Genomic DNA, 26,128 nt, shown 5'->3' with positions numbered 1-26,128 from the left:
GCCCGGGGGTCACTCCCAGCGGTTGCCGGTGAGCTTCTCGTAGACGTCGACGTAGCGGGCCCGGGTCGCCTCGACCACCTCGTCCGGCACGTCCGGGGCCGGGGGCTGCTTGTCCCAGCCGCTGCCGGTGGCCCAGTCCCGCACGTACTGCTTGTCGTAGGAGAACTGCACCCGGCCCGGCTGGTACGACTCGGCTGGCCAGAACCGCGACGAGTCGGAGGTGAGCAACTCGTCGGCGAGGACCAGGGTGCCGTCCGGCGCCCAGCCCAGCTCGATCTTGGTGTCGGCGATCAGGACCCCCCGGTCGGCGGCCAGCTCGGCGCCGCGCCGGTAGATGTCGAGGGTGATCTGCCGCAGTCGCTCGGCGGTGGCCTCGCCCACCTTCGCCACCACGTCGTCGTACGTGATCGGCTCGTCGTGCTCCCCCGCCGGCGCCTTGCTCGACGGCGTGAAGATCGGCTCGGGCAGGATCGACGCCTCGGCGAGCCCGCGCGGCAGGCGTACGCCGGAGACGGCGCCGGTCTGCTCGTACTCCCGCAGCCCGCCGCCGGTGAGGTAGCCGCGGGCGACGCACTCGACCGGGACCATGTCCAGCCGCTGGCAGCGGATCGCCCGCCCGGCGAACTCGGCGGGCACGTCGGTGGCCGAGATGACGTGGTTCGGCACCAGGTCGGCGAGCTGCTCGAACCACCAGAGCGAGAGGGCGGTGAGCAGGCGACCCTTGTCCGGGATCGGCGTCGGCAACGCCACGTCGTAGATCGAGATCCGGTCCGAGGCCACCAGGATCAGGTCGTCGCCGTCGGCGTAGACGTCTCGGACCTTGCCCGAGTGCAGAAGTTCCACGCGCCCTAGTACACCATGCGGCGTCGGTCAGCCTGATTCGACCACCAGCGCGTGGGGGTGACCGGACGGACGTTGACACCCTCGTGCGCTGCCTGCGTGAATGGTCCGACCGCTGCCCTCGCAGGTCCAGGAGACCCCCGTGCCCGTTGTACGACCCCCGATCGATCGCCTCGGCGCCGACCCGGGCCGACGCCGACTGCTCGGCGCGCTGCTCGGCGCTCCCCTGCTCGCGTCAGGTGGGCTCGCCGGATGCAGCGACGGCGCCACCACCTCGACCGAGACGGGGCCAGTCGAGCTGTCGGTCTTCTGGTGGGGCACCGCCAAGCGGGCCGAGCTCACCGAGAAGGTGCTGCGGCTCTACTCGGATCGCAACCCTCGGGTCACCTTCCGGGTCACCTGGCAGGGCTCCGAGGGCTACTACGACCGCCTGGCCACCCAGGCGGCGGGTGGGAACGTACCCGACCTGATCCAGATCGACGACGCGATGCTGACCGAGTACGCCCAACGCCGGATCATCCTCGATCTCAGCGACCGGGTCGCCGACAACCACCTCGACCTGCGGGGTCTGCCGGAGGGGCTGATCCGGTACGGCACTGTCGAGGGGCGCACGATGGCGGTGGCCAGCGGGCAGACCCACGTGGGCGTGGTCTTCAACCGGGACCTGCTGCGGGATCTGAAGGTGCCGGAGCCACGCGGCGGGATGACCTGGGCCGAGTACTTCTCCTGGGCGGAGCAGGTCACCGACGCCAGCGACGGCCAGGTGGCCGGCACGATGGACGCGTCGGGCGACTACCGGGCGCTCTGGCTCTGGCTGCGATCGCAGGGCGGTGAGTTCTACCGGGGCAACCAGATCGGTTTCGGCGCGGACGAACTGATCGCGTGGTTCGAGCTGTGGCAGCGGGCCCGCGCCGGACGGGCCACCCCGGGCGGGGCGTTGGTCGAGCAGGCGGACAGCGCGGAGCCGGGTCGGCAACCGGTGGTCACCGGGCTGACCGCCGCGTCCTTCGCCTGGTCCCATCAGCTGCCGGAGCTTCAGCGACTCACCGACGCCGAGCTGGGCCTGACCGGCCTACCGGGGGCGCCGGGCGCACAGTGGGCGCGGGCGTCGATGTACTGGGCCGCGTTCCGCGGCACCCGCCACCCGGACGCCGTCGTCGACGTGATCAATTTCCTGACCACGAACGGCGAGGCCGGCACCGTTCTGGGCCACGAGCGCGGGCTGAACGCCAGCCTCGCCGTCCGCAGCTACGCCGAGGGCAGCATCACGAACCCGGCTCAGCGACGCGCCGCCGCGTTCGGCGCCAGCATCGCCGACCTGCTCGGGCCGGCGCCGGCGCCGCCGCCCCAGGGGCACGCCAAGGTGCGGACCCTGCTGGTCACCGCCGCCGAGCGCATCCGCGTCAGGCGGGACGGCACCCGGGAGGCCACCGCGCGTTTCCTGTCCGGGGCCATCGCGGCGCTCGCGGTGTGAGCACCGGCGGCCGGCCCCCGAGGCCGGCCGCCCGGAACGTGGCGTCGCCCGTGGCGGGTGGATCAGCGGGGCGGACCGCCCCGGCGGTTGCGCATGAGACGCAGCACCAGGAACACGACGATCGCCACCACCACCAGGCAGCAGAGCAGCGGGAGGATGCCGAAGCCGCTGCGACCCCGCCGCCTGGCGGCCTCCACCACCAGCTCGCCGGTGCCCGTGGACGCCCAGGCCGCGACGGGCACGAAGACCGCCAGCACGGCCCCACCGAGGACCGCGCTGAGCCGGCCCCACCACTTACCGAATGAAGACATGTGCCCATCCTCGCCGAAGGGCGCAACCTCGGCACGTCGGTCCACGCCGAATCACGGGACCGAGATCGCGGGCAACGTCTCCGCAACGCCCCGGCAACGATGATGATCTTTACATGAATCTCCGGAGGTGATCGGATCTCATCCATGGTCAACTCTGCGAACAGTGCGCGGATCTCTCGCACCCGAAGATCTGCGGCGGCAGCGGTAGGCGTCACCCTCGTCGCCGCTCTCCTCACCCCGACGGCCGCGCACGGCGCTCCACCGCCACCGGCGACACCCGCCGCCACCGGCACCGCCCACCGCGCACCTGTCACCGTCACCCTGATCACCGGCGACCGGGTGACGGTGACCCCGGGCGTCAACGGCGCGACCCCCTCGGTGGACGTCACACGCCCGCCCGGCGCCACCGGCGCCGTGCGCGTCGCCACCGAGGACGGGGACACCTATGTGTACCCCGACGAGGCGACGCCCTACCTCGCAACCGGCCGACTCGACAAGCAACTCTTCGACGTCACCCAGTTGATCGCGCAGGGCTTCGACGACGCGCGGACCAGCGAACTTCCCCTGATCGTCACCCGCGCCGCAGGCTCGGCCACCCGCCGGGCCAGCGCCACGCTGCCGGGCGCGCAGACCACGCTGGAGCTTCCCTCGGTCCGCGGCGAGGCGATCCGCACCCGCCGGTCACAGGCGACGGACTTCTGGTCGGCGCTCACCGGCGGTGGACAGTCGACGGCCGCCCGCCGTGCCGCCACCTCGGTCCCCTCCTTCACCGCGGGCGTCGACAGGGTGTGGCTCGACGGCAAGGCGAAGGCCGCCCTCGCCGACACCACAGCGCAGGTCGGCGCTCCGGCGGCCTGGGCGGCCGGAGGCACCGGCAGCGGGGTGCGGGTCGCCGTCCTGGACAGCGGCGTGGACACCACCCACCCCGACCTCGTGGACCAGGTGGTGGCGTCCCGGAGCTTCATTCCGGGCCAGGACGTCATCGACCACAATGGGCACGGAACCCACACCGCCTCCACCGTCGCCGGGACCGGCGCGGCCTCGGACGGTAAGGAACGGGGCGTCGCTCCCGACGCCGACCTGGTGATCGGCAAGGTCCTCGACGAGAACGGAAGCGGCTCGATCTCGGGGATCATCGCGGGCATGGAGTGGGCCGCGCGGACCGAGCGCGCCAAGGTGATCAACATGAGCCTCGGTGTCAGCGCGTGGCACACCGAGGACGACCCGCTGAGCCAGGCCGTGAACCAGCTGACCGCCGAGACGGGCGCGCTCTTCGTCGTCGCCGCCGGCAACAGCGGCCCCGACCCGTACACCCTCGGCGCGCCGGGCACCGCCGACGCCGCGCTCACCATCGGCGCGGTGGACACCTCCGACCACCTGGCCGACTTCTCCAGCGTCGGGCCGCGCGCCAACGACGAGGCCCTCAAACCCGACATGACCGCCCCCGGTGTCGACGTGCTGGCGGCACGCTCGCAGCACATCGGATGGGGTGAGGGCTACTACCGTCTGGACAGTGGCACCTCGATGGCCGCGCCGCACGTCGCCGGGGCGGCTGCCCTGCTGGTGCAGAAACACCCGACCTGGAGCGCGCGGCAGATCAAGGACGCCCTGATGAGCACCAGCGTCCGCACACCCGACTACACCGCGTACCAGGCCGGCAGTGGTCGACTGAACGTGGCCGCCGCCTACCACCAGGACCAGGTCGTCGCGACCGGCTCGGTGGACGCCGGCCTCGTCCGGTGGGCTCCCGGCACCGCACCACAGCCGATCACCCGGAAGATCACGTACACCAACACCACCGCCGCTCCGGTCACCCTGGCTCTCGCCGTCGAGCACGGGGCCTCCTCCGCACGGACGTTCACGGCGACGGTCGACAGCGTCACGGTGCCCGCTCACGGCGCCTCCACCGTCGACGTCGTGGTGGACCCGGAAGGCCTCGCGCCGGGGCGGTACTCCGCCCAGGTCACGGCCCGCTCCCCGACCGGGGAGGTCCACACGGCCGTCGGGGTCGCCGTCGAGTCCAAGAAGTACGACCTCACCATCCACCTGAAGGACCGCGCCGGTCGACCTGTGAGCGGCGAGGTCGAGGTCGTCAGCGCCGAGACGGGCTCCACCTTCATGTGGGTTCCGGACGGCAAGCTCACCAGCCGCCTGGCCCCCGGCTCGTACACCGTCGTCGCTGCGACGGACGTGGAGGGTGTGAACGGCCCCAGTTCCCTCGGCCTCGCGATGCTGACCGCCCCCGAGGTCGACCTGACGAGCGACCGGGTCGTGGAACTCGACGCCGCAGGGGCCCGCCAGGTGAAGGTGGCGACACCGCAGCCGACCGCCGTCGTCAACAGCCGGATCGACGTCTACCGGTCCTTCACCTCCGCCGAGCCGACGCCGACCGACTGGAGTGCCCTGAAGGAGACCTTCTGGCCCGGTGAGACCTACGACAGCCTGTGGGCGCTCCCGACCAAGGGCAAGGTCAGGAAGGGCAGCTTCGTCCTGACCACCCGGATCCGCGCCGCGCAGACGCCACTGGCGATCAGCTACGACGGCCGCGGCCTCGGCGACCCCCTCGCGCAGCCTGGCTCGTCGGCACTGCCCGCCGGCACGTCGCGCCTGGACGCCGTCTTCGCGGGCGTCGGCGCGGCTGCCGACTACGCGGGTGTGCCCGCCCGGGGCAGGGCCGTGGTCGTCCGCGGCACCGACTCCGTGACCCCCACCGACCAGGCAGCGGCGGCGTACGCCGCCGGTGCGGCGATGCTCCTCGTGGTCAACGACCGCGCCGGCCGCAAGAGTGACTGGTACGGCAACCCCGACGGCGTGACGACCGGTCAGATCCCGGTTGCCTCGGTGACCACGGACCAGGGCGAGGCGTTGATCCAGAAGATCACCGCCGGCCGCAAACCGGTACGGCTGGCCATCGTGGCCCACCCCTTCGCGACGTACCTGTACGACCTTGTCGACTACCACAGTGGCGGGGTGCCCACGGATCCCTCCGCCAAGACCGGTCCCCGCGACCTCGCACGGATCGATCTCACCTTCTCCCCTCCCCCGGGGAAGCAGTCCAGCGAGAGCCGGGTCGACTTCCCGCCGTACGAGTACGGTGCGGCACGCTCCTTCCCGTTCCAGCCGGTGGCGCCGGGTCGCCGTACCGACTGGGTCTCCGCGGGCGACGGCGTGAGGTGGATGCAGTACGCGGACGTCGCCGACTGGGCGCGGTCCAACACGGACGCGATCGCCTACCGGCCGGGCAGTGTGCAGAAGGACCGCTGGTTCGGGCCCATCACCCGGCCACGCATGCTCAGCACCGAGATCCCGTTCCGCGGTGAGACCGGCATGAGCGCCTACATCCAGGGGTTCGGTGATGCGGGGGCCGCGCACAGCGGCGGGGCCAGGATGTCCCAGGTCGCCACGTTCTACCAGGGTGACAAGCAGTTGACCCGGTTCGACGGCTGGCCGGAGATCGGCGCGGGTGAGTTGTCGCCGGAGAAGACGCCGTACCGGCTGGTCGTCGAGACCACCGGCAATCCGGAGTTCAGCCCGTACTCGACCGCCACGCACACCGAGTGGCGCTTCATCTCCGGCTGGAGCGGGGAGGTACAGGCCGTCCCGCTGGTCCAACTGGACTACGGCACGGATGTGGACGTCACGGGTCGGGCGAAGCGTGGGAGCGAATTCTCGATCACCCCCGTGGTGGAGGGCAGCACCGCGGCCCGGGACGGGGTGTCCTCGCTCCGACTGGAGGTCTCCTACGACGACGGGAAGACCTGGCAGCGGCAGGACCTGAAGGAGAAGCAGGGCACCTGGCGGGTGTCAGTGAACGCGCCGCAGCGGGCCGACTTCGTGTCGATCCGGGTCACCGCCGAACAGCGCAACGGTGGCGGCGTCACCCAGACCGTCACGCGGGCCTTCGGCCTTCGGTAGGACGCGGGGGGCCGGTGCCGGCGGCACCGGCCCCCCGCGCTGTCCTGCCCGCACGACGGGCACCAAAAAGCCCGACCCCAGGTGGGGTCGGGCTTTTCTCAGTTGTAGCGGGGACAGGATTTGAACCTGCGACCTCTGGGTTATGAGCCCAGCGAGCTACCGAGCTGCTCCACCCCGCGTCGGCCTGTTAAGACTAGCTCATCCGTGCCGACGATGATCAGCGGGGTCACCGAGCGGTGCCGGACGATGCCCGGAACGGTGAAAGCCCGCCTCCGGCGAACCGGAGACGGGCTTTCGTTCGTAGCGGGGACAGGATTTGAACCTGCGACCTCTGGGTTATGAGCCCAGCGAGCTACCGAGCTGCTCCACCCCGCGTCGGCTCGATAACCGTAGCGCACCACCCCCGGGCCCCGCAAAACGACATCCGAATCCGCCGAGGGAGCTTCCGGCCACGCCGACGTCAGTCGAGCCAGGCTCGGATGGCGGCGACCGCGCGGCGACTGTCCGCGTCGACCTGGGCGCGCTGGCTGGAGGTGTTCTCCCAGCCCTGCTCCCAGAGAATCGTCACCACGTCGCCGATCCGGATCGCCCGGACCAGCCGCACGTCCTCCACGCCGGTCGGATCGCCGTTGATGTCCTGACCTGGGCTGCGCACCTCGAACAGCACCGACTCGTCGCCGTACCCGCTGTCGGCAAGCAGCCGCTGAGTGCTCCGCGACGGTGTGTCGCCGCCCGGCCACTTCTGCTCGGGGCAGTTCCGCACCGCCTCCCGCAGCTCGTCCAGCACGTCGTCGGCGCGTCCGGCCCGATAGATGGTGATGGAGTGCGCGTAGGTGCCGTCCGGGACGTACCCCTCAGCGGGGTGCTGCGGCAGCTTGTAGATCAGGAGCCGGGTTCGGCGCTGCACCACCGCCTCGCTCGAAACGCGTGCGCCACACAGGCCCGGCAGCACGGCCAGGTCCCGGAATTCCGGCGCGATGCCCGTCTGGTTGGCCGGCGCGAGCGCGAAGAACGCCCGATCCGGGATGCTGGTCGGCGTACGAGGTGGTGCCGCGCTGGTGACCCTCGGCGATGCCGACGCCGTGCCCGGGGGGCGGCTCGGCGCCGTCGGCGGGACCGACGGCGACGGTGGAGCGGCCGTCGCGTCCGGCGTCGGCGAAACCGGGGGCGAGGGAACCGTCGGCGTGCCGGCCGGCGGGGGTACGGTCTTCGTCGCCGGGACGGCAACCACCTGGCTACCGATGACCACGCCGCCCGCCACCAACGCCACGGCCAGGGCGCCACCTGTCGCACGGAGACGGGCCCGACGGTCGGCCTGGTGCCGCAACACGTCCGGGACGGCCAGCGCACGGGTGTCCGCGTCGGCGGCGAGGGACCGATACATCTCTGACAGTTCACGCGACATCGCTGGCCTCCAGTTCCACGTCGGCGAGATCGGGCAGCAGGGCGGCGAGTCGGGACCGGCCGCGGGAGAGCCAGGACTTCACGGTGCCGACGGGTACGCCCACCTCACGGGCGATCTCGTCGACCGGCATGTCGAACAGGTAGTGCAGAGCCAACGCCTGCCGGTGGGTCGCCGGCACCTGACGCAGCGCCTGGACCAGCAGCACGCTGTCCTCGTTGGGCGGCGCGACCGACTGCGGGGGCCCGGCGGTCCGCAGCGCGCCGCGCAGGGTGCGCAGCCGCCGCCAACGGTCGGTCGCCAACCGGGCCACCACCAGCCGCAGCCAGGCCTCCGGCGCGGGATGCTCGGACAACCGCCCCCACTGTCGCCAGGCCCGGGTGTACGCCTCCTGCACCAGATCCTGTGCCTCGTTGTGGTCACCGGCGACCGCGTAGCCGTACCGCACCATCCGCCGCGCGGTGCTGCGGTAGAAGTCGTCGAAGCTCTGCGCATCCCTCACTGCTGCTCCCCCTCGTCCCCACCCCGTTGCAAATGAGGACGGTGGAGCGTTGTCCCAGGTTGCGGGCCTGCGGCAGCTGTCGGTGAGGTGACAGGCGGGGCGCGTCTCCGGACACGGCGGAGCCCCCGCCGTGCGGACCGTTGCGGTCCGACGACGGGGGCTCCGAGACGACTCCCGGTGGTGGATCAGCCGCCGGCGCTCGGGCTGCCACTCGGGGACGTGCCACCACCCGGGTTGGCGGCCTGCTGCGCCTGCTGGAACGCGGTCAGCGCCTCGTCCAACGCCTTGAGCGCACGCCCGTACCGCTCGAAGTCACCGGACGTCTGCGCCGCCCTCACCTCGCTGATCGCGGTCTGCACCCGGTCCGCCGCCGCGGCCAGGTCACCGGTCGGCGGCGGGGTGCCCGCGCTCGGCGTGGGCGTCGGCGTGGCGGCCCCGCTGGGCGTGGGCGTCGGCGTCGGGCTCGTCGGGTTGCCCCCGGGCGGCGGAGTCGGCGGGGCGCCCTGCCCGGCCTTCTTACCCTGCTCGACCAACTGCTTGATGCCGTCGTTGATGTTGTCGGCAAGCGCCACGAAGGAGCCACCGTCACCGTACGAGAGCAGCACCTTCTGCAACAGCGGGTACGCGTCCTGCTGGTTGCTCTTCACGTAGACCGGCTCGACGTAGAGCATGCCGTCGGCGAAAGGCAACGACAGCAGGTTGCCGTACTGCACCTGCGCCTGGTTGCTGGACAGCAGGTTGAGCTGCTGACGGATGTTGGCGTTGTTGGTCATCTGCTGGTGCACCTGGACCGGGCCGGAGATCCGGGTCTGGTCCGGCAGCTCCAGCACCTCCAGCCGGGGCTTCCCGTCGACGTACGACCCGGAGATCAGCGCGGCGAGGTTCTGCCGGCCGTTCGGGGTGACCGCCGAGGTGAGCTGGAACCGGGGGCTGTCCTGGCCCGGGAACTGGGTGAACAGGTAGTACGGCGGCTGCTTCTGCCCGCTGTCCGGAGCGTCCGGCACGTTGGGCACCTGCCAGAAGTCCTGTGCCGAGTAGAAGTCGCCCGGGTTGGTCACGTGGAACTTGGTGAGCAGGTTGCGCTGCACCTTGAACATGTCCGCCGGGTAGCGGAAGTGCTCGTTCAGCTCTACCGGGATGTCCGCCTTCGGCTGGATCAGGTCACCGCCGAACGCCTTGTTCCAGGCCTTGAGCACCGGGTCGGTGTCGTCGTACTCGTAGAGCGTCACGGTGCCGTCGTACGCGTCGACAGTCGCCTTCACCGAGTTACGCATGTAGTTCACGTTCTCCCGGGCCAGCTGGAACGTGCCCCGGTTGGTCAACTCGTCGGTCGTCTCGGTCTGCAGGTTGACCCGCTCGGCGTACGGGTAGCTGGCCGCCGTTGTGTAACCGTCGACGATCCACTGCACCCGACCGTCCACCACCGCCGGGTACGGGTCACCGTCCAGGGTGAGGAACGGCGCCACCTTCTCCACCCGGTCCCGGGGATTACGCACGTAGAGCAGCTTGGAGTCCTTGTTGACCGCCTCGGAGAGCAGGAAGTTCGACTCCTGCTCCTTGATGGCGTACAGCAGGCGCCGGGCGAAGGAGCCGATCTCGACACCGCCCTCGCCGGTGTAGGTGTAGGACTCGCCGCCACCCTCACCGACCGGCCTGTCGAACTCGGCCTTCTTGTTGGGGTCGGACTGCCCGACGATCGCGTAGTCGTCCGCCGCCATCCGCTCGCCGTAGTAGATCCGCGGCTGCTTGGCCGGGATCTGCTCGGTCTGGGAGGAGCACGCCTCCTGGGTCTTCTCGCCGAGGAAGCCGGAGACGAAGAACGGCTGCCCGCCGCAGACCACCTGGTTGGCGGGGGCGGCCACCAGCCCGTACCCGTGGGTGTACACGGTGTGCCTGTTGATCCAGGTGTTCTGCTGGTCGGTCAGCTCGCCGTAGTTGATCTCCCGGACGCCGACCACGTAGTCGGAGACCTTGCCGTTCACCCCGTACCTGTCGATGTCCAGCTTGGGGCCGAAGTCGTAGAAGCCACGCACCTGCTGGAGCTGGGTGTACGTCTCGCTGACCAGCTGCGGGTCGAGCAGCCGCACGTTCGGCACCACCGACGTGTCGGTGACCAGGCTCGCCGGTGGGGTGAGGTTGTTCGCCGCGTACGGGGTCGTCTCGGTGGCCCCCAGCCCGAACGCCGCCCGCGTCGCGTCGATGCTGCGTTGGATGTACGGCGCTTCCTTGTCCTTCGCGCTCGGCTTGACCTCGAAGGTCTGCACCGCCCAGGGGTAGATGCCGCCGATGGCCACCGCGGAGACGCCGAGCAGCGCCAGCGAGATGCCCGGCCAGACCAGGTTCCGCATCCAGGCGTTGGAGAAGACGATGATCGCGATCGCCACCACGATCGAGATGTAGGCCAGGATCTCCTTCGCCGGCAGCAGCGCGTTGACGTCGGCGTAGCCGGCGCCGTACAGCTTGACGCCCTCGTTGTACTCCAGCAGCATCGCCCGCCGGTCCAGCACGTACGCGATGGCCTTCAGCAACACGAAGACAGCGACCAGGCTGCTCAGGTGCGCGCGGGCGGCGTTGCTCATCCGGTCCCCGACGCCCTGGAGGCGGACCCCGCCGAACAGGTAGTGCACCGCGAGCGCGCCGATCACCGCCAGCACCACAGCGGTGAAGGCGACGCCGAGCAGGTAACGCCAGAACGGCAGCTGGAAGACGTAGAAGCCGATGTCCACCCCGAACTCCGGGTCCTTGATCCCGAAGTCACCGCCGTTGCGGAAGAGCATCCACTGGTTCCACCGGTTCTGCGCGGAGAGGCCGGCGAAGAGACCGACCACCGCGGCGGTCAACGCGATCCAGGTGCCGAGTCGCGGGCTGAGCACCATCCGGTAGCGCTCCAGGGTGGCCTGCTCCACCGAGTGCGGGCGCAGCCGCGGACGGAGCCGGTGGGCCAGCCACAGGTTGCCGCCGACGATCACCGCCATGCCGAGCCCGACGGCGAGGAACAGCACCAGCCGGGTGAGCAGGACTCCGGTGAAGACCTCGGTGTAGCTGACCTCGTCGAACCACAGCCAGTCGGTCCACGCCTGGACACCCCACCCGAGCAGGGTGAAGAGCACGAACACCCCGACCAGGACGGCGATGGTGACGCGCCCGCGCCGGCTCATCCTCGGAAGGGGGCTGCTGCTACGCATGACCACTGTTGGCTCCGCACGCTCGATGTGATCGGCTCCGACCAGGCACCCAGAGTACGGGGTGATCCTGAACGTGTCGGGGCACGGTCACGTCGGTCAGCAACGGGTCGGCTGGCCGCCCCCGCGCAACGTCTCCAGAGCGGTCAATGCCTCGTCCAACGAGCCCACCCGCAACAGCGGCAGATCCGGCTGGGGATTGCGGACCGCCTCGGCGCAGTTGTCCGCCGGAACCAGGAACACCTTCGCCCCGGCGCGCTTCGCGCCGACCAGCTTCTGGGCGATCCCACCGATCGGGCCGACCGCGCCCTCGTCGTCGATGGTGCCGGTGCCGGCGATGACCTGACCACCGGTGAGATCCGCCGGGGTCAGCTTGTCCACGATCCCCAGGGCGAACATCAGACCGGCGCTCGGGCCGCCGATGTCCTCCAGGTCGATGCCGAGGGTGAACGGGTGCGGCTGCTGCTGGTCGATCTCGACACCGATGCGCGGTCGGCCGTCCTGCTCCCGGCTCGTCACCGAGACGGTGGCCGGTACGCCGTCGCGGGTGTAGCCGATGGTCAACGCCGTGCCGACGGGCTTGGCCCGGACCAGCTCGGTCACCTTCGCGGCCACCGGCACCGGCTGACCGTCGACCGAGGTGATCACGTCGCCGGCCTTCAGCGCCCCGGCGGCCGGGCCGTCCCCGGCCACCGTCTTGATGACCACCTGCACCGGGAAGCCCAGCTCCCGCAGTGCGGCGGTCTCCGCGCTGGTCTGCGACGCCTTGAAGTCCTCGGCGTTACGCTGCTCGACCTGCTCCGTCGACTCCCCGGGCGGGTAGACCAGCTCCCGCGGCACCACCGCCTCGTCGTCGGAGAACCATCCCGCGATCGCTCCCCGCAGCCGCACCGTGGGCTGCACACCCACCGTGGTCAGCCGCAGCTGCCCGGCCGAGGTCGAGGTCTCCCGCCCGGAGATCTGGATGACCTCCTTGCCGTCGGCCGTGCCCAGGGTGTTGACCGTCGGACCGGGCCCGAGCACCACGTACGGGATCGGAACCCGGAGCACCCCGATGCTCAGCAGGGCGGTGAACAGGGCACCGAGCAGGACCGTCAGGCCGCGACGTCTCATGCCGCAGAGCGTACCGACCGGCCGGGCGCCGCCCACCGGATGCGCCACGCGACTTCGCCCTCAGCGCAACGCCAGCGGCGGCTACCAGGGGCGCGGCCCGCGTACCGTAGACGTCGTGCCTGATATTCCGTTCGGTTTCGCGCTCCCGGGTGGGCAACCACCAGACCCCAACGATCCCGCGCAGATGCAGCAGTTCATGTCGCAGATGCAGCACCTGCTCTCCTCGCCGGGCAGCGGGCCGGTCAACTGGGACCTGGCTCGGCAGGTAGCGGCCAGCCAGCTCGCGGCCGCCGGCGACCCGGCGGTGTCACCGTTTGAGCGCAACGCGGTCGAGGAGGCGTTGCGCCTGGCCGACCTGTGGTTGGAGCCGGCCTCGGCGTGGCCGTCGGGCATCCAGTCGCCGGTCGCCTGGAACCGCAACGAGTGGATTTTCAAGACGCTGGACGTGTGGCGCAAGCTCTGCGACCCGGTCGCCAGCCGGATGGTCGGCGCGATGGGCGACCTGGTGCCGCCCGAGGCCCGCGCCCAGCTCGGCCCGATGCAGTCGATGGTGGCCACCCTCGGTGGCGCGCTCTTCGGCGGCCAGCTCGGCCAGGCCCTCGGTTCGCTCGCCGCGGAGGTCCTCTCCGCCGGCGACATCGGGCTGCCGCTCGGCCCGGCCGGCACGGCCGCGCTGATCCCGGCCAACATCCGGGCGTACGGCGAGGGTCTGGAGCTTCCCGAGGACGAGGTCCGCCTCTACGTGGCGTTGCGTGAGGCCGCCCACCAGCGGCTCTTCCAGCACGTCCCGTGGCTGCGCGGGCACGTGCTCAGCGCTGTCGAGATGTACGCCTCGGGCATCCGGGTCAACCGGGAGGCGATCGAGGAGGCGATGGGCCGGGTCGACCCGACCGACCCGGAGTCGATGCAGGCGATCGCCCTGGAGGGGATCTTCACTCCGGAGGACAGCCCCGCCCAGAAGGCCTCGCTGGCCCGACTGGAGACCGCGCTCGCCCTGGTCGAGGGCTGGGTGTGCCACGTCGTGGACAGCGCCGCCAGCGACCGGCTGCCCAACGTCGTCCGGCTGGGCGAGGCCTTCCGCCGTCGCCGGGCCGCCGGCGGGCCCGCCGAGCAGACCTTCGCGGCGCTCGTCGGCCTGGAGTTGCGTCCGCGCCGGCTCCGCGAGGCCGCCGCGCTCTGGGCCGCGCTCACCCAGCACCGCGGCATCGAGGGTCGCGACGCCGTCTGGGGGCACCCGGACCTGCTCCCCTCGGACGACGACTTCGCCGACCCGGTCGCCTTCGCCATGAACGACATGGACCTCAGCGAGCTGGACAGCTTCGACTTCACCGCACCCGGTGGGGTCGAGGAGAAGGCCCCCGGCAAGCCCGACGAGACCGACGGCGACGGCGACACCAAGGCGTGAACCTGCTGAGCCCTGACGCCTGAGCGTCGACCCGGGCGTCCGCGCGTTGTGGCGGGCGCCCGGTGCGCATGTCACCGTCGAGGTCCGAACGCAGCCACGGCCGGCGGTGCCCGTCGGTCACCTCCGTCGGGGCGGCTGCGGTGATGACCGGTATACCTGAGAGTCATATTTATGCCTCTGCGGTATACCGCTCACCAGCACGTCGACATGGCAGGCCAGTCCCGTCCCGGCTTGCCGAGGGCTGACTGGTTGGTGTCAGGCGGGGCGGCCTGAGCCGGAGAGCAGGGCGCGGGTCGCCTCCCACCCTTCGAAAGCCGGGTCCAGCGTGGCCAGGTCGGCCGGACCGCGCAGCCGTCGCCAACCGGCGGTGACCGCGACGTCCCCGGGCCGGGGAGCACCGGACCGCACGTCCGCCGGCGTCGCCGTGTCCAGGTCCAGTGGGGGCACCCAGCCCGGCACGGGCAGCCGCACCGCCACACCGAGCAGACCCGGGCCACCGCCGTCGACCGGGGCCACCGCGACGGGTCGGGTGGTGAGCGGCCGCAGCAGCTTGCCGACGGTCAGTGCGGGCAGGTCCGGAACGTCGCCGACCAGCACCGCCGCCTGGTCGTAGCCCTCCAGCGCGGCGAACACCGCGTTCGGCGTCGGCTCGGCCACCTCGTACACGGTCGTCCCGGGCCAGACCAACGCGTCGGCCAGGGCCCGGTCGGCCGGGGTGACCGCGACCGCGATCTCCACCTCGTTGAGCGTGGCGAGCAGGTCGATGACGTCTTCCGCGAGAGCCGCCCGCCACTCCGCCAGGTCGACGCCCGGCGGCGACCACTGGACCGGCCCGAGCAACGCCACTACCACCCGTCGTGCCACCCACCGACCCTAGCGCCTCGCCCCGCAGTGCCACCTCGCTCGGTGCGAGCCGCCCCGACCATCGACCCGGACCATTCGGGCCGACCGGGGAGCACCCTGACGCGACTGGGCCGCGTGATCGACTCGGCTTTACTGAAGTCGCGGTACCGCGGCGCACGAAAGGCTCGACGGGGCGTCCCAAGGGCTCCGCGAGGGGCGGGGTCAGGTGGAGACGGGAGCGCAGGAGGCGGCGGCCACACCTTCGAGGTAGCCCCGCGCGCGCTCCGCCCTGGGGTAGCGGCCGACCAGCGCCCAGAAGCGGGCGTTGTGGCTGGGCACGATGAGGTGCGCCAACTCGTGCAGCAGCACGTAGTCGATCACCCAGTCGGGCATCTCCTGGACCCGGTGCGAAATCCGGATGCTGCGGTCGGCCGGCGTGCAGGACCCCCACCGACCGTTCTGGTTGGTCACCCAGCGGACGCTGGCCGGCACCGCCTTCGCGGCGTACTCGGCGAGGTGGAGGTCGATGAGCCGGGTGGCCCGGGCCAGCAGCTCGGCGTCGGAGCGGGCCAGGCGCCCCTCCCGGGCAGCGAGCCGGGCGAGCATCCGGTCGACCCACTCGCTCTCCTCGGCGCGGGAGAACTGGTCCGGGATGAGGACGACCACGCGCTCACCGTCACGGTACGCGGACACCGTGCGTCGTCGGCGCTGGCTGCGCCGCACCTCGACGACCGGCTTGCGCGTCCCCGCCATCACTGGCCCGCGCAGCCTCGGCTACGTGTCACGAAGGAAAGCTAATGCGTACTGACCAGGGGTCCGCAAGAGTCAACCGCACGACACGCGCCCAGAAAGTGGTGATTGGTCGCCAGGAGTCCGGAAAATTTCTTGACAGCGACGTCGCCGAGCCATCTCGTCACCCTTCGTGAACGCCGATGGCGGCCTTACGCGACGCCTTCTCACCGTAGGTGATCACCGTCCTGGATGCGGCCTCGGGGGCACCCGCACGGGTGGCTGTGAGGGTTTGGTCGGCGTGTCCCCGCCAAACTGACTTATCCGACCTATTTCGCCATGCACACTCTCGACGTCGACTAGCTCACAGTGTCGATGCACAGCTGACATGGAACTGCCCAGACCTGGGTAGGGTCCGCGGACCAGCGGTCACGAAGGTGGCCGCGGAGTGAGACCCAGCGCCGGCGCCCCGTGTGGCCCGCCGCCGGGCACCCCCGCCGGGACGGCATCGACCGGCGGACGAGACGAGGAGGGCACCGTGGCCGACCAGGCCCAGACGACCTACAACGGTTACTGCGTGAAGTGCAAGGAGAAGCGGGACTTCGAGGGGCACGTCGAGGTCTCGAAGACCGGAATGAACATGGCCAAGGGCAAGTGTCCGGTGTGCGGGACAACAGTGAACCGCATCCTGGGTAAGGCCAAGGTCTGACCCGTGCGACTGACGGGGGCGGGGTGGCCGACGGCCACCCCGCCCCCGTTGCCGTCCGAGGGTGCTCTCGTCCAGGTGTCGGGTGACTGACAGCCGCCCCGTCGGGCTGTGGAAAACCCGCCGAAGCCTGTGGATAACCCTGGACAGAGGGCCGGGTGCCTGTGGACAACGATCGACCGAACGCGAAGATGCGGTCACGATCAGCGACCATGAGTCGCACTCCACTGCCCCGCCCCACACTGCTGCCCGGCCTCAACCGGCTCTGGCGGGACCGGCACACCCTGCAACTCGGCGTCGGGCCGGGGCTTGCCGTGCTGCTGGAGCTGGCCAACCCCCGAGCCGCTCACCTGCTCGACCTCATCGACGGCACCCGCAGCGAGCGCACCGTGCTGGCGCAGGCGGCCACCGTCCAGGTCACCGCCCACGAGGCGCGTACGCTGCTCGACGCCCTGCGTACGGCCGGCCTGCTGGTGCCCGCGCACAGCCTGCTCCCCCGTGACCTCGCCGGCCCGGTTCGCGCCCGGCTGACGGCGGAGGCCGGAGCCCTGGCCCTGACCGCTGCCCGACTGCCCGGCACCCCCGCACAGGTCCTGCGGCGGAGGCGGACCGCCCGGGTCGCGCTCACCGGCGCCGGGGCGCTCGGTGCGCCGTTGGCGGTGGCGCTGGCCCAGGCCGGCGTCGGACAGGTGATCCCCCAGCTCACCGGCCCGGTACGCCCCGTCGACCTGGTCGGCACCGGCATCCCCGCCGTCGAGCTGGGCCACCCGCTGACACCTGCCGTACGCGACGCTGTCGACCGCGTCGCGCCGGGCACCGGCACCCGTCCGGTCCGGGGTGGCCGGGTGGACCTGGTGATCCAACTCGGCACGGACCGGCCACCCGCGCTGCTCGCCGCCGGTCACGCCCAGCGGCGGCAGGCACACCTCCTGGTCACTCTTCGCGAGGGCGTACCGGTCGTCGGGCCGCTGGTCCGCCCACCCGCCGGGCCCTGCCTGCACTGCGTCGAGCTGCACCGGGCCGACCGCGACCCGGACTGGCCGCGGCTCGCCGCTCAGCTCGCCGCCTCCGATCCGGTCGCCGCCGGTGCGACCAGCACGTTGCTCGCCGCCGTCGGGTACGCGCTGGCCGAGGCGCTGAGGCAGCTCGACGGCGGTCAGCCCGAAACGCTGGGTGGCGCCATGGAGATCACCGGTGCGGGCGGTTTCCGCCGCCGAGGGTGGCCGCCACATCCCGCGTGTGAGTGCTCGCGGGGCCGGGTGTCCGCACCAGCCCGGCCGCAGACCAGCAGCGGAGCCCTCCGGTCGGTAACAATGACCGTGTGACCGACATCCCGCGCCGCGCCGTGTCCCGCACCGCCAAGCTCGCCGCCCTACCGCTCGGCTTCGCCGGCCGGACAGTCCTCGGCATGGGAAAGCGCGTCACCGGGCTCGCCTCCGACGTGATCTCCGCGGAGATCCAACAGCGCACCGCCGAGCAGCTGTTCAGCGTGTTGGGCCAGCTCAAGGGCGGGGCGATGAAGTTCGGTCAGGCGCTGTCGGTGTTCGAAGCGGCGCTGCCGGAGGAAATTGCCGCGCCCTACCGTCAGGCGCTCACGAAGCTCCAGGAGGCGGCGCCACCGCTGCCGGCGGCAAGCGTGCACAAGGTGCTCGCCGAGCAGCTCGGCCCCGACTGGCGCGACCTGTTCGTCGAGTTCAACGACACTCCCGCCGCCGCCGCCAGCATCGGCCAGGTGCACCGGGCCCGGTGGCGGGAGCCGGGCTTCGACGAGTCCGGTACGCCGAACAGCCGCGACGTCGCCGTGAAGATCCAATATCCGGGTGCCGGCGACGCCCTGCTCGCCGACCTCAAGCAGCTCTCCCGCCTGGGCGGGATGTTCCGGGCCATCCAACCCGGCCTGGACGTCAAGCCGCTCCTGGCCGAGCTGCGCGAGCGGATCACCGAGGAACTGGACTACGAACTGGAGGCCGAGTCGCAGCGAGCCTTCGCGGCCGCGTACGCCGACGACCCGGAGATCTACATCCCGAAGGTGGTCAACGCGGCGCCCCGGGTGCTGGTCACCGAATGGGTGACGGGCACCCCGCTGGCCGACATCATCCGGGAGGGCACCGAGGAGGAGCGGGACGAGGCGGGCCGGTTGATGGCCACCCTGCACCTCTCCGCGCCGCAGCGTGCCGGGTTGTTGCACGCCGACCCGCACCCGGGCAACTTCCGGCTGCTGCCCGACGGCAGACTCGGGGTGATCGATTTCGGTGCGGTGGCCCGGATGCCGGAGGGCACGCCGGAGCCGATCGGCCGCATCGCCGCGACCGCCCTGCGCGGCGACGCCGACGAGGTGGTGGCGGGGCTTCGCTCGGAGGGCTTCATCGGCTCCGCCGAGGTGATCGACGCCGAGGGCGTGCTCGACTTCATCCGTCCGATGCTGGAGCCCATCGCGGCGGACGGGTTCCGGTTCACTCGGGCCTGGCTGCGGGCCGAGGCAGGCCGACTGGCCAGCCCTCGCTCCCCCACGTACCAGCTGAGCAGGCAGCTCAACCTGCCGCCGTCGTACCTGCTGATCCACCGGGTGACGCTCGGGTCGATCGGTGTGCTGTGCCAGTTGGAGGCGAAGGCCCCGTACCGCAGCATCCTGGAACGCTGGCTGCCCGGCTTCGCGCCGGTCGCCTGACGACGTGACGAAGGGCGGGTGCCGACCGGCACCCGCCCTTCTGCGTGGAGTGGTACTAGAGAACGCCCAGGTCGCGCGCCGTCTGGTTGCGGCTGTTCATGGCGACGGTACGGGCGGATCGGGTTGCCTCAGTGCTCGTGGTGGTACGACCGGCCTGAGGCCGGCGCATTCGAGCCCGGGACAACGCTTCGTTGAGTAGTTGCATCTCGAAGGCTCCACTCGGGACGTTGAACATCGTCTTCTCTCTCACTGCCGGTGTGACACCGGCGTAGTTGGTACGGAACGGGAACATGTCAGGCTGCCAGCCGGACCGCGCCACGCACGTCGGACAGCCCACTGGCCGCCAGTCGCGCCTCGGCCTCGACCCGAAGCTCGGCGTCACGGGCGACGTCCTCCTTACGCGGACGGCCACGGGGCCGCTTGCGCGGGACGACCGCGCCACGCTCGAAGATCTCGCCGCCCCAGACGCCCCACGGCTCCGCTCGCTCAACGGCTCCAGCCAGGCACTCGACACGCAGCGGGCAGTCCCCGCAGAGTGACTTGGCCAGCTCAAGCTCGGTGGGCGAGTCGGAGAACCACAGGTCGGGGTCGAACTTCCGGCAGGGCAGGTTCGCCTCCAACTCGACGCTCATGTCGAGGGGGGCCAACGCCAGACTCATCTCCCGGTCACCTCTCTCTCACTTCGATCTCGTGGATCGCATTCCGACGTACTTACGGCGGGCAAAAAATTGAGGCCGCGGATCCCGGTTACGGGTTCCGCGGCCTCGAGGTGAGCCGGTGTCTGATGGTCAGACCGGTTTACCTCGAGGTGGAACGCCGCGGACATCCATGCGCTTCTTGGCGACCCGGATGCCATTGCCCGTGAAGCCACTGGTCCCCTCGACTCCGACGGGCGCGACGGTCAGGGTCAGCTCGGCCTGAACCTGGTGCACCTGCGGAACCGACGGTCGTGCGGTGGCCGTGAGGGCCACCCGGACAGCCGACAGCGGAGCGTGGACAGACGGCATCGCCGCCAGACGCTCATAGGTGAAGATCTCCACGGGTGCCACCTCCCTCACGTTCCTCGACTCGACTGAACCAACCCCCGTGAGCAGCCGGAATGGCGCCGCTCGCGTGGTGTGTTCTGAGGCTATTCCTCGCGCCGGGGCGAGGGCAAACGAATTTACGACGAGATTTCGAAAGTTTTCTCCGGGCAGACGTCGTCCACCCCCGCGCCCCCCACCAGGGCCAGCACCGAATCTCCGTAAAGGCCCAGTTTGCGGGGGCCGATGCCGGCGATGGCGATCAGCTCCTCGGACCGTCCGGGCCGCCGCTCGGCCAGCGCGATGAGCGTCGCGTCGGTGAAGACCACGTACGCGGGCACCTTCTGCGCCGCGGCCACCCGCTGCCGCCACTCGCGCAGCCGTTCGTGCAGCTCGTCGTCGATGTCGGACGGGCAGGTGGGGCATCGACCCAGCTTGCGGTCCGGTCCGGCGAGCAGGGTGGCGCCACAGATCCGGCAGGAGACGATCTGCGTCCGCCGCCGTTCGGCCCGGCGGGTCGGACCGGTGCCACCCGCCGCCCGCTCGGTGCCGCCGGAGCGGTCCAACTGGGGCAGGAAACGCGACGGCCGCCGGGCCCGTCCGCCCGGCGAGCGTGCGGCGGCGTACGACAGCCAGAGCCACTCCCGCGCGCGGGTGATCCCGACGTAGAGCAGCCGACGCTCCTCCTCGACCTGTTCGACGGTCTTGGCGTACGTGGTGGGCAGGGTGCCCTCGGCGAGGCCGATCAGGAACACGGCGTCCCACTCCAGCCCTTTGGCCGAGTGCAGCGACGCGAGGGTCACCCCGTCCACCGTCGGTACGTGCTGCTGGGCCGCGCGGCGGGCCAGCTCCTCGGTGAAGTCGAAGAGGGTGACCTGGCGTTCCACCGACGCGGCCTCGCCGATCGGCACCACCTCGGGGCTGGCCGCGTACTCCTCGGAGAGCTGGACCAGCGCGGACAGCGCCTCCCAACGTTCTCGGGCGGCGCCGCCGGCCGGGGGCGCGTCCGGGGACCAGCCGACTGCGGTGAGCGCCTCGACGACGGCGGCCGGCAGCGGCGTCTCGCCGGGGATGGACCGCGTGGCGGCGCGCAACGCGACCATCGCCTGGCGTACCTCGGCCCGCTCGAAGAACCGCTCCGCGCCCTGTACGACGTACGGCACCGAGGCCTCGGTGAGCGCCTTCTCGTACGCCTCGGACTGCGCGTTGACCCGGAACAGCACGGCGATCTCCTTCGCCGGGGTGCCCGCGTCGATCAGCGCCCGGCAGCGGGCGGCCACGGCGTTCGCCTCGGCCGGCTCGTCGGTGAAGATCCGCAGGTCGGGTTCGGGGCCAGGTGGGCGCTGCCCGCTCAACTCCAGGCGCAGCCGCGCCTCGGTGCCTCGGGCCTGGGAGATCACCGCGTTGGCCAGCCCGACCACCTGCGGGGTGGAACGGTAGTCGCGAACCAGCCGCACGACAGTGGCGTTGCGGTGCCGGCGCGGGAAGTCGACCAGGTACGCCGAGGTCGCCCCGGTGAACGAGTAGATCGTCTGGCTGGCGTCGCCGACCACCGTCAGGTCGTCGCGACCGCCGAGCCAGGCGTCGAGCAGCCGCTGCTGGAGTGGGTTGACGTCCTGGTACTCGTCGACGACGAAGTGCCGGTACTGGCCGCGGACCTGCTCGCCGACGTCCGGGTGCTCCTCGATGCCCCACACCGCGGCACGCAGCATGTCCTCGAAGTCGATCACGCCGTTCGACCGCTTGAGCTGTTCGTACGCGGTGAACACGTCGGCCACCTTCGCCGGCTCGTGCGGGGTGTCGCGCAACGCCCGGGCGGCGGACACCACGTAGTCCGCCGGCTCGACCAGCGACGACTTCGCCCACTCGATCTCGCCGGCCAGGTCGCGGGCGGCGGCACGGTCGGCGCGCAGGCCGACCCGGGCTGCGGCGAGGGTGACGAGTCGCACCTTGCTGTCCAGCAGCTCGGGCATGGCGCGACCGGCCAGCAGTCGGGGTGCGAAGTACCGCACCTGCCGCAACGCGGCCGCGTGGAACGTCCGCGCCTGGACACCCTGCGCCCCGAGCAGAGTGAGACGGTGTCGCATCTCGGCGGCGGCGCGGGCGGTGAAGGTGACCGCGAGAACGTGCCGGGGGGATATCTGACCGCTGAGTGCCCGGTGGGCGATCCGGGAGGTGATCGCCCGGGTCTTGCCGGTGCCCGCGCCGGCCAGGATGCAGACCGGGCCGGCGGGAGCGGTCACGGCGGAGCGTTGCTCCGGGTCCAGCCCGGCGAGCACCTGTTCCGACGCTGAGTGAACCGCCACAACCAGGAATCATCTCAGCTACCCGCAGCGTTGCAGCGAACAGCCTCGGCTTGATCGGCAAGCCGCGGCCGGAGGAGTTGGAGGATCCGACGATGTTGACGATGTATTCCACCCCCTGGTGCGGCTACTGCCACCGGCTGAAGTCGCAGCTCGACCGGGAGGGCATCGGTTACGAGGTGGTCGACATCGAGCAGGACCCGAAGGCCGCGGAGTTCGTGATGAGCGTCAACGGCGGTAACCAGACGGTGCCGACCCTGCGCTTCGACGACGGCAGCGCCCTGACGAATCCCTCGATCAACCAGGTCAAGCAGCACCTCGAGTCCCTCTCCGCCTGACCGGTCAGACCATCGACGAGCGGCCGCTCCCTCCCCGGGGCGGCCGCTCGTCGTGTGCCCGGACGGGTCAGCGTGGCGAGGGCCGGTGGGCACCGGATCGACCGGCGGCGTCCTCGGCCGAACGGCGGGGCGCCGGGAGCACCGGACGGGTCGGCTCCGGTCGGCGACTGCCGGCCGGGGTGCTCAGGTGCCGGCCCCGCCAGAGGTACGTGCCGGCGACCAGGGTGGCCAGCCCGACCAGCGCGAACAGCACCCGGTAGTCCAGGAACCCGACCAGCAGTGCGCCCGCTCCGATGGAGAACGCCTGCGGCCCGCTGACCACCGCCTGGGTGGCCGCGGCGACCCGGCCGACAAGCGTGGGCGGGGTCCGACGCTGGATCAGTGTGTGCAGCCCGACCATCGTCAGCGGGATCGAGACGCCGGCCAGCAGCACGGCCGCGAACCCGAGCCGGATATCGGGGTACGCGAGCGCCAGCGCGGCCGGAGAGAAGAAGGCCACCCCGGCGGCCAGCGTGCCGACCTCGCCGAGCCTGCGGATCAGCGCCGGTGAGCAGAGCCCACCGAGCAGCCCGCCCACGCCCTGCACGGTGACCAGCACGCCGACGAACGCGGCGTCCCGGTTCAGCCCTTGGTCGACGTAGGCGAAGATGAGCGACTCGCTGAAGCCCATCACCAGTGAGCCCAGCCCGTACCCGAGCAGGGCCCGGCGCAGGGCCGGCTCGCCGGCCAGGTGCCGCAGACCGGCACCCAGCTCGGCCGGCCAGCGCAGCCGCACGGTCGACGGCGCGTGCCGTGGAGCGGGCAGGGCGGTGACCACCACCGCGGCGGTCAGAAATCCGACGACCCCGATCCCGGCCAACGCCCACCCGCCGAGCGCCGCGTAGAGCGCCGCGCCGGCCAGCGGGCCGATCAACCGCATCCCCTGGCGTACGGTCTGCAACAGGCCGTTCGCCTCGGCCAGCAGTTCGACCGGCACCAACTCCCGGATGAGGCCGCTGAGCGCCGCGCCGAGCGTGATGGACGACAGTCCGTACAGGGCGGCCACCAGGTAGACGACCCAGACGTCCCCCGCGTCCCGGACGGTGAACAGGGGGGTGAGCAGGGCGGCGGTGACCACGTTCGCGGCCACGAAGAACGGCCGGCGCGGGTACCTGTCGACGAACCAGCCGATCAGCGGCGCCAGCATCATCGGCGCGATGACGGCGAAGATGGTCGCGCCGGCCAGCCCGTTCGAGCCGGTCAGATCCTTGACCCAGATGGCGAGCGCGAGCAGCAGGATCGACTCGGCGGTCATGCTCGCCAGCAGGCCACCGAAGAGCAGGCGGAAGTCGGGTCGGCGCAGGACGGTGCGCATGGGGTCCCTCCGGCGGGATGGCGTGCCCAGGGTGGGCGAGGTCGACGGGCCGCGACCGCGGGTCCGTCGTCGTCTGGCATTCCCGTGGTCCGATTTTCGTAAGACACGCCCCCGCCGGGAACCTCCGACGTCGGCCGCGCCGTCCATACTGACCGTGGGGGGCGAATTTCATACAGTTACCGTCGCGTCTGCGGCGGTCGACGGGAAAGAGGACACTGTGCCTCCTGCCGCACCCAGCCCGATCCTGCGTCGTCGCCGGTTGGGCGTCGAGTTGCGTCGCCTGCGGGAAGCCGCGGGCCTCACCGGTGACCAGGTAATCGAGCGTATCGGTTGGGCCTCCGCATCCAAATTGTCGCGACTGGAGAATGGCCGCAGCCGACCGGACCCGCAGGACGTCGGCGACCTGCTTGATCTCTACGGCGCCGACCAGGCGGTGCACGACGAGTTGCTCGGCATCACCAGCGAGGCCGGCGACATGCGCGGCTGGCTGAAGAACTTCCCGGTGATGACGCAGCAGCAGCGCAGCTGGGCCGAGTTGGAGGCGGGCTGCGCGGAGATCTGCGAGTACAACCCGACGCTGGTGCCCGGCCTGCTGCAGACCCCGGGCTATGCCCAGGTCCGGATCGTCTCGGCCCGGCAGGTGGGCGAGGGCGCCGGCGAACCGGAGCCCGACGACGAGCCGGATACCGAGGTGCAGGCACGGCTGGCCCGCCAGTCGCTGCTGACCCGTGAGCCGTACGCGCCCCGTTACACGGCAGTACTGGAGGAGGCGGCCCTCGGCCGCCGCGCCGGGCCACCCGAGGTGCTGCACGAGCAGTTGCTCCAGCTCTGCGAGTTGGCCCTGCTGCCGAACGTCACGCTGCACGTGCTGCTGCGGGACACCCAGATCGGCAACTGGTACCTCCCGCCGACCGCGTTCTCGGTCTACCGGTTCGCCGACCCCCTCGATCCGGAGACGCTCGCGATCGAAGGTGGCTTCACTGATGTCATGTCGACCGAGGCAATCACGCTAAATCGCTATAAAGTGGTGTTCGAGTGGCTATGCACGGCGGCACTAAACGCCTCGGACACCCTCTCCTGGCTGATCGAGGCGACGGGACGGCTGACCGAGGCGGTGCCCCCATCCACAGTGGCGTTCGGGCCGGCAACGGCGCCGACCCAACGCCGCCGGGATTCGGGGCGGCTGACGGACCGGTGATCCACGGGGGACCCTCCGTCGGGACGTGCGGCACCACTCGTCCCATCGGATCGCTTCACATCAGGAGCAGAACCATGAACGACATCCACAACACGCCGTCCGTCACCGCCCACTCGTTGGCGGATGCCCCGTGGCGTACCAGCACGCGCAGCCAGACCTCCAACTGCGTGGAGGTCGCCCCGCTCGGCACCGGCCCGTCGGCCGTCGCGCTGCGGGACAGCAAGGACCGAGGCGGTCCGGTGCTGCTGTTCAACCGTGCGGGATGGCTCGGTTTCATCAGCGGTGCGAAGAAGGGACAGTTCGATCTGAACTGATCCGGTGACTGGTACGGGGCCGTCGGCGTGCTGCCGGCGGCCCCGTCGTCGTAGCGGTCCACGAGCCCGCTGAGCAGCATCCGCCGATCGGACGACGCTCGAAACCGATAGGCGCGTTTCAGTTGCTGGGACGAACACGGGGCGTAACATGGCCCTCGGGTACGTGGAACTTCCACACAAGCTCATTCGTCGCGGTTCATCCGGAGACCCTCATGCGGTTCCTGATCGTTCGCACCGACATCCGCGCCGTCGCCGACGGGGACATCGCCGCTGCCTGGGCAGACGGCCACCGACTTCGCGACGAGACGACCACGCCCGAGCCGCGACGGCAGATCGTGCACGCCGAAGACCGGGACGCCGCGCTCCTGCTGGCCCGCGCCCTCGCCACGGTCGGCGCGGTCCGCGCCGGTAAGCAACGGGTCAAGGTTCTGCCGCTGGCCGAACCCCGAGCCGCCTTCCGACACAGACCGGGGCCCACCGGCACCTGATTCGACAAGACGTCCGTCGTG

Annotated in this window: 22 protein-coding genes and 2 tRNA genes; 10 read left to right on the top strand and 14 right to left on the bottom strand. The window is 71.2% G+C overall.

Going from position 1 to position 26,128, the window contains the following annotated elements; genetic code table 11:
- Window positions 1-9: 9 nt before the first annotated feature.
- Entirely contained in the window at window positions 10-843 is an 834-nt protein-coding gene (locus O3438_RS27160; protein WP_269682478.1) for a phosphoribosylaminoimidazolesuccinocarboxamide synthase, read from the bottom strand.
- A 139-nt stretch (window positions 844-982) separates the two neighbouring features.
- On the opposite strand from O3438_RS27160, the gene O3438_RS27155 reads away from it, so the two are divergent.
- Window positions 983-2,314 carry an ABC transporter substrate-binding protein gene (locus tag O3438_RS27155; RefSeq protein WP_269682477.1) on the top strand — a complete coding sequence of 444 codons (1,332 nt, stop codon included), beginning with the start codon at window positions 983-985 and terminating at the stop codon, window positions 2,312-2,314.
- 62 nt (window positions 2,315-2,376) lie between these two features.
- On the opposite strand, the gene O3438_RS27150 is transcribed toward O3438_RS27155, so the two are convergent.
- Complete coding sequence (locus O3438_RS27150; RefSeq protein ID WP_088950039.1) at window positions 2,377-2,625, bottom strand: hypothetical protein; 249 nt, start codon at window positions 2,623-2,625, stop codon at window positions 2,377-2,379.
- A 144-nt stretch (window positions 2,626-2,769) separates the two neighbouring features.
- Here O3438_RS27150 and O3438_RS27145 point away from each other — a divergent pair, with 144 nt between their 5' ends.
- Window positions 2,770-6,540: a S8 family serine peptidase gene (locus tag O3438_RS27145; RefSeq protein WP_269682476.1), complete on the top strand. Its 3,771-nt coding sequence runs from the start codon at window positions 2,770-2,772 to the stop codon at window positions 6,538-6,540.
- Window positions 6,541-6,645: 105 nt separating this feature from the next.
- Here the strand turns inward: O3438_RS27145 and O3438_RS27140 are convergent.
- From O3438_RS27140 to O3438_RS27115, 6 genes are all read right to left on the bottom strand, one after another.
- Window positions 6,646-6,719 (bottom strand) — tRNA-Met (locus O3438_RS27140).
- Between the two features lie 122 nt (window positions 6,720-6,841).
- A tRNA-Met gene (locus O3438_RS27135) sits at window positions 6,842-6,915 on the bottom strand.
- An 85-nt stretch (window positions 6,916-7,000) separates the two neighbouring features.
- A complete protein-coding gene (locus tag O3438_RS27130) occupies window positions 7,001-7,924 on the bottom strand; it encodes a hypothetical protein (protein ID WP_269682475.1) in 924 nt (307 codons plus the stop codon).
- 10 nt (window positions 7,925-7,934) lie between these two features.
- The gene (locus O3438_RS27125) at window positions 7,935-8,444 is read right to left on the bottom strand and encodes a SigE family RNA polymerase sigma factor (protein WP_269682474.1); all 510 of its coding nucleotides are present in this window, start codon (window positions 8,442-8,444) and stop codon (window positions 7,935-7,937) included.
- A 185-nt stretch (window positions 8,445-8,629) separates the two neighbouring features.
- Window positions 8,630-11,629 (bottom strand): UPF0182 family membrane protein, encoded by a 3,000-nt coding sequence (locus O3438_RS27120; RefSeq protein ID WP_269682473.1) that lies wholly within the window; start codon window positions 11,627-11,629, stop codon window positions 8,630-8,632.
- Between the two features lie 96 nt (window positions 11,630-11,725).
- On the bottom strand, window positions 11,726-12,739 hold the full coding sequence (locus O3438_RS27115; protein ID WP_269682472.1) for a YlbL family protein: 1,014 nt from the start codon (window positions 12,737-12,739) through the stop codon (window positions 11,726-11,728).
- Between the two features lie 115 nt (window positions 12,740-12,854).
- On the opposite strand from O3438_RS27115, the gene O3438_RS27110 reads away from it, so the two are divergent.
- Window positions 12,855-14,144, top strand: coding sequence for a zinc-dependent metalloprotease (locus O3438_RS27110; protein WP_269682471.1), 1,290 nt, complete (start codon window positions 12,855-12,857; stop codon window positions 14,142-14,144).
- 255 nt (window positions 14,145-14,399) lie between these two features.
- Here O3438_RS27110 and O3438_RS27105 read toward each other — a convergent pair whose 3' ends face one another.
- Together O3438_RS27105 and O3438_RS27100 are read right to left on the bottom strand one after the other, a co-directional pair.
- On the bottom strand, window positions 14,400-15,008 hold the full coding sequence (locus O3438_RS27105) for a hypothetical protein (RefSeq protein ID WP_269682470.1): 609 nt from the start codon (window positions 15,006-15,008) through the stop codon (window positions 14,400-14,402).
- Window positions 15,009-15,209: 201 nt separating this feature from the next.
- Window positions 15,210-15,740 carry a M48 metallopeptidase family protein gene (locus tag O3438_RS27100; RefSeq protein WP_269682469.1) on the bottom strand — a complete coding sequence of 177 codons (531 nt, stop codon included), beginning with the start codon at window positions 15,738-15,740 and terminating at the stop codon, window positions 15,210-15,212.
- Window positions 15,741-16,254: 514 nt separating this feature from the next.
- On the opposite strand from O3438_RS27100, the gene O3438_RS27095 reads away from it, so the two are divergent.
- The 3 genes from O3438_RS27095 (at window position 16,255) to O3438_RS27085 (ending at window position 19,090) form a co-directional block, all read left to right on the top strand.
- Window positions 16,255-16,425, top strand: coding sequence for a DUF5679 domain-containing protein (locus O3438_RS27095; protein ID WP_167457767.1), 171 nt, complete (start codon window positions 16,255-16,257; stop codon window positions 16,423-16,425).
- 209 nt (window positions 16,426-16,634) lie between these two features.
- The gene (locus O3438_RS27090) at window positions 16,635-17,747 is read left to right on the top strand and encodes a hypothetical protein (RefSeq protein ID WP_269682468.1); all 1,113 of its coding nucleotides are present in this window, start codon (window positions 16,635-16,637) and stop codon (window positions 17,745-17,747) included.
- Window positions 17,744-19,090 carry an ABC1 kinase family protein gene (locus O3438_RS27085; RefSeq protein ID WP_269682467.1) on the top strand — a complete coding sequence of 449 codons (1,347 nt, stop codon included), beginning with the start codon at window positions 17,744-17,746 and terminating at the stop codon, window positions 19,088-19,090. Before O3438_RS27090 ends, O3438_RS27085 begins: the two co-directional genes overlap by 4 nt.
- Before the next feature lie 293 nt (window positions 19,091-19,383).
- Here the strand turns inward: O3438_RS27085 and O3438_RS27080 are convergent, their stop codons facing one another.
- The 3 genes from O3438_RS27080 to O3438_RS27070 all read right to left on the bottom strand — a co-directional run bounded on the left by O3438_RS27080 (window position 19,384) and on the right by O3438_RS27070 (window position 22,418).
- A complete protein-coding gene (locus tag O3438_RS27080; RefSeq protein WP_269682466.1) occupies window positions 19,384-19,749 on the bottom strand; it encodes a WhiB family transcriptional regulator in 366 nt (121 codons plus the stop codon).
- A gap of 129 nt (window positions 19,750-19,878) precedes the next feature.
- Window positions 19,879-20,097, bottom strand: coding sequence for a hypothetical protein (locus O3438_RS27075; protein WP_423438032.1), 219 nt, complete (start codon window positions 20,095-20,097; stop codon window positions 19,879-19,881).
- A 155-nt stretch (window positions 20,098-20,252) separates the two neighbouring features.
- Window positions 20,253-22,418: an ATP-dependent DNA helicase UvrD2 gene (locus tag O3438_RS27070; protein WP_269682464.1), complete on the bottom strand. Its 2,166-nt coding sequence runs from the start codon at window positions 22,416-22,418 to the stop codon at window positions 20,253-20,255.
- Between the two features lie 92 nt (window positions 22,419-22,510).
- Between O3438_RS27070 and O3438_RS27065 the strand changes: the two genes are divergently transcribed.
- Window positions 22,511-22,753 carry a mycoredoxin gene (locus O3438_RS27065; RefSeq protein WP_088991393.1) on the top strand — a complete coding sequence of 81 codons (243 nt, stop codon included), beginning with the start codon at window positions 22,511-22,513 and terminating at the stop codon, window positions 22,751-22,753.
- 67 nt (window positions 22,754-22,820) lie between these two features.
- On the opposite strand, the gene O3438_RS27060 is transcribed toward O3438_RS27065, so the two are convergent.
- Window positions 22,821-24,107, bottom strand: coding sequence for an MFS transporter (locus tag O3438_RS27060; protein WP_332367470.1), 1,287 nt, complete (start codon window positions 24,105-24,107; stop codon window positions 22,821-22,823).
- A 217-nt stretch (window positions 24,108-24,324) separates the two neighbouring features.
- On the opposite strand from O3438_RS27060, the gene O3438_RS27055 reads away from it, so the two are divergent.
- The 3 genes from O3438_RS27055 to O3438_RS27045 all read left to right on the top strand — a co-directional run bounded on the left by O3438_RS27055 (window position 24,325) and on the right by O3438_RS27045 (window position 26,107).
- A complete protein-coding gene (locus O3438_RS27055) occupies window positions 24,325-25,305 on the top strand; it encodes a helix-turn-helix domain-containing protein (protein ID WP_269682462.1) in 981 nt (326 codons plus the stop codon).
- Between the two features lie 74 nt (window positions 25,306-25,379).
- On the top strand, window positions 25,380-25,619 hold the full coding sequence (locus O3438_RS27050; RefSeq protein ID WP_269682461.1) for a DUF397 domain-containing protein: 240 nt from the start codon (window positions 25,380-25,382) through the stop codon (window positions 25,617-25,619).
- 212 nt (window positions 25,620-25,831) lie between these two features.
- The gene (locus tag O3438_RS27045; RefSeq protein ID WP_145779079.1) at window positions 25,832-26,107 is read left to right on the top strand and encodes a hypothetical protein; all 276 of its coding nucleotides are present in this window, start codon (window positions 25,832-25,834) and stop codon (window positions 26,105-26,107) included.
- Window positions 26,108-26,128: the final 21 nt, after the last annotated feature.

This window comes from Micromonospora sp. WMMC250, from assembly GCF_027460215.1.
GTDB classification, from domain to species: Bacteria; Actinomycetota; Actinomycetes; order Mycobacteriales; family Micromonosporaceae; genus Micromonospora; species Micromonospora taraxaci.
Note: the sequence above shows the minus strand (reverse complement) of the source record. Positions and strands in the feature narration are given on the sequence as shown.

Bases quoted from the DNA above. Each gene is read 5' to 3' on its own strand.
- O3438_RS27150 (WP_088950039.1), bottom strand. From the start codon at position 2,625: ATGTCTTCATTCGGTAAGTGGTGGGGCCGGCTCAGCGCGGTCCTCGGT.
- O3438_RS27145 (WP_269682476.1), top strand. From the start codon at position 2,770: ATGGTCAACTCTGCGAACAGTGCGCGGATCTCTCGCACCCGAAGATCT.
- O3438_RS27130 (WP_269682475.1), bottom strand. From the start codon at position 7,924: ATGTATCGGTCCCTCGCCGCCGACGCGGACACCCGTGCGCTGGCCGTC.
- O3438_RS27120 (WP_269682473.1), bottom strand. From the start codon at position 11,629: ATGCGTAGCAGCAGCCCCCTTCCGAGGATGAGCCGGCGCGGGCGCGTC.
- O3438_RS27115 (WP_269682472.1), bottom strand. From the start codon at position 12,739: ATGAGACGTCGCGGCCTGACGGTCCTGCTCGGTGCCCTGTTCACCGCC.
- O3438_RS27100 (WP_269682469.1), bottom strand. From the start codon at position 15,740: ATGGCGGGGACGCGCAAGCCGGTCGTCGAGGTGCGGCGCAGCCAGCGC.
- O3438_RS27090 (WP_269682468.1), top strand. From the start codon at position 16,635: ATGAGTCGCACTCCACTGCCCCGCCCCACACTGCTGCCCGGCCTCAAC.
- O3438_RS27080 (WP_269682466.1), bottom strand. From the start codon at position 19,749: ATGAGTCTGGCGTTGGCCCCCCTCGACATGAGCGTCGAGTTGGAGGCG.
- O3438_RS27075 (WP_423438032.1), bottom strand. From the start codon at position 20,097: ATGCCGTCTGTCCACGCTCCGCTGTCGGCTGTCCGGGTGGCCCTCACG.
- O3438_RS27065 (WP_088991393.1), top strand. From the start codon at position 22,511: ATGTTGACGATGTATTCCACCCCCTGGTGCGGCTACTGCCACCGGCTG.
- O3438_RS27060 (WP_332367470.1), bottom strand. From the start codon at position 24,107: ATGCGCACCGTCCTGCGCCGACCCGACTTCCGCCTGCTCTTCGGTGGC.
- O3438_RS27050 (WP_269682461.1), top strand. From the start codon at position 25,380: ATGAACGACATCCACAACACGCCGTCCGTCACCGCCCACTCGTTGGCG.
- O3438_RS27045 (WP_145779079.1), top strand. From the start codon at position 25,832: ATGCGGTTCCTGATCGTTCGCACCGACATCCGCGCCGTCGCCGACGGG.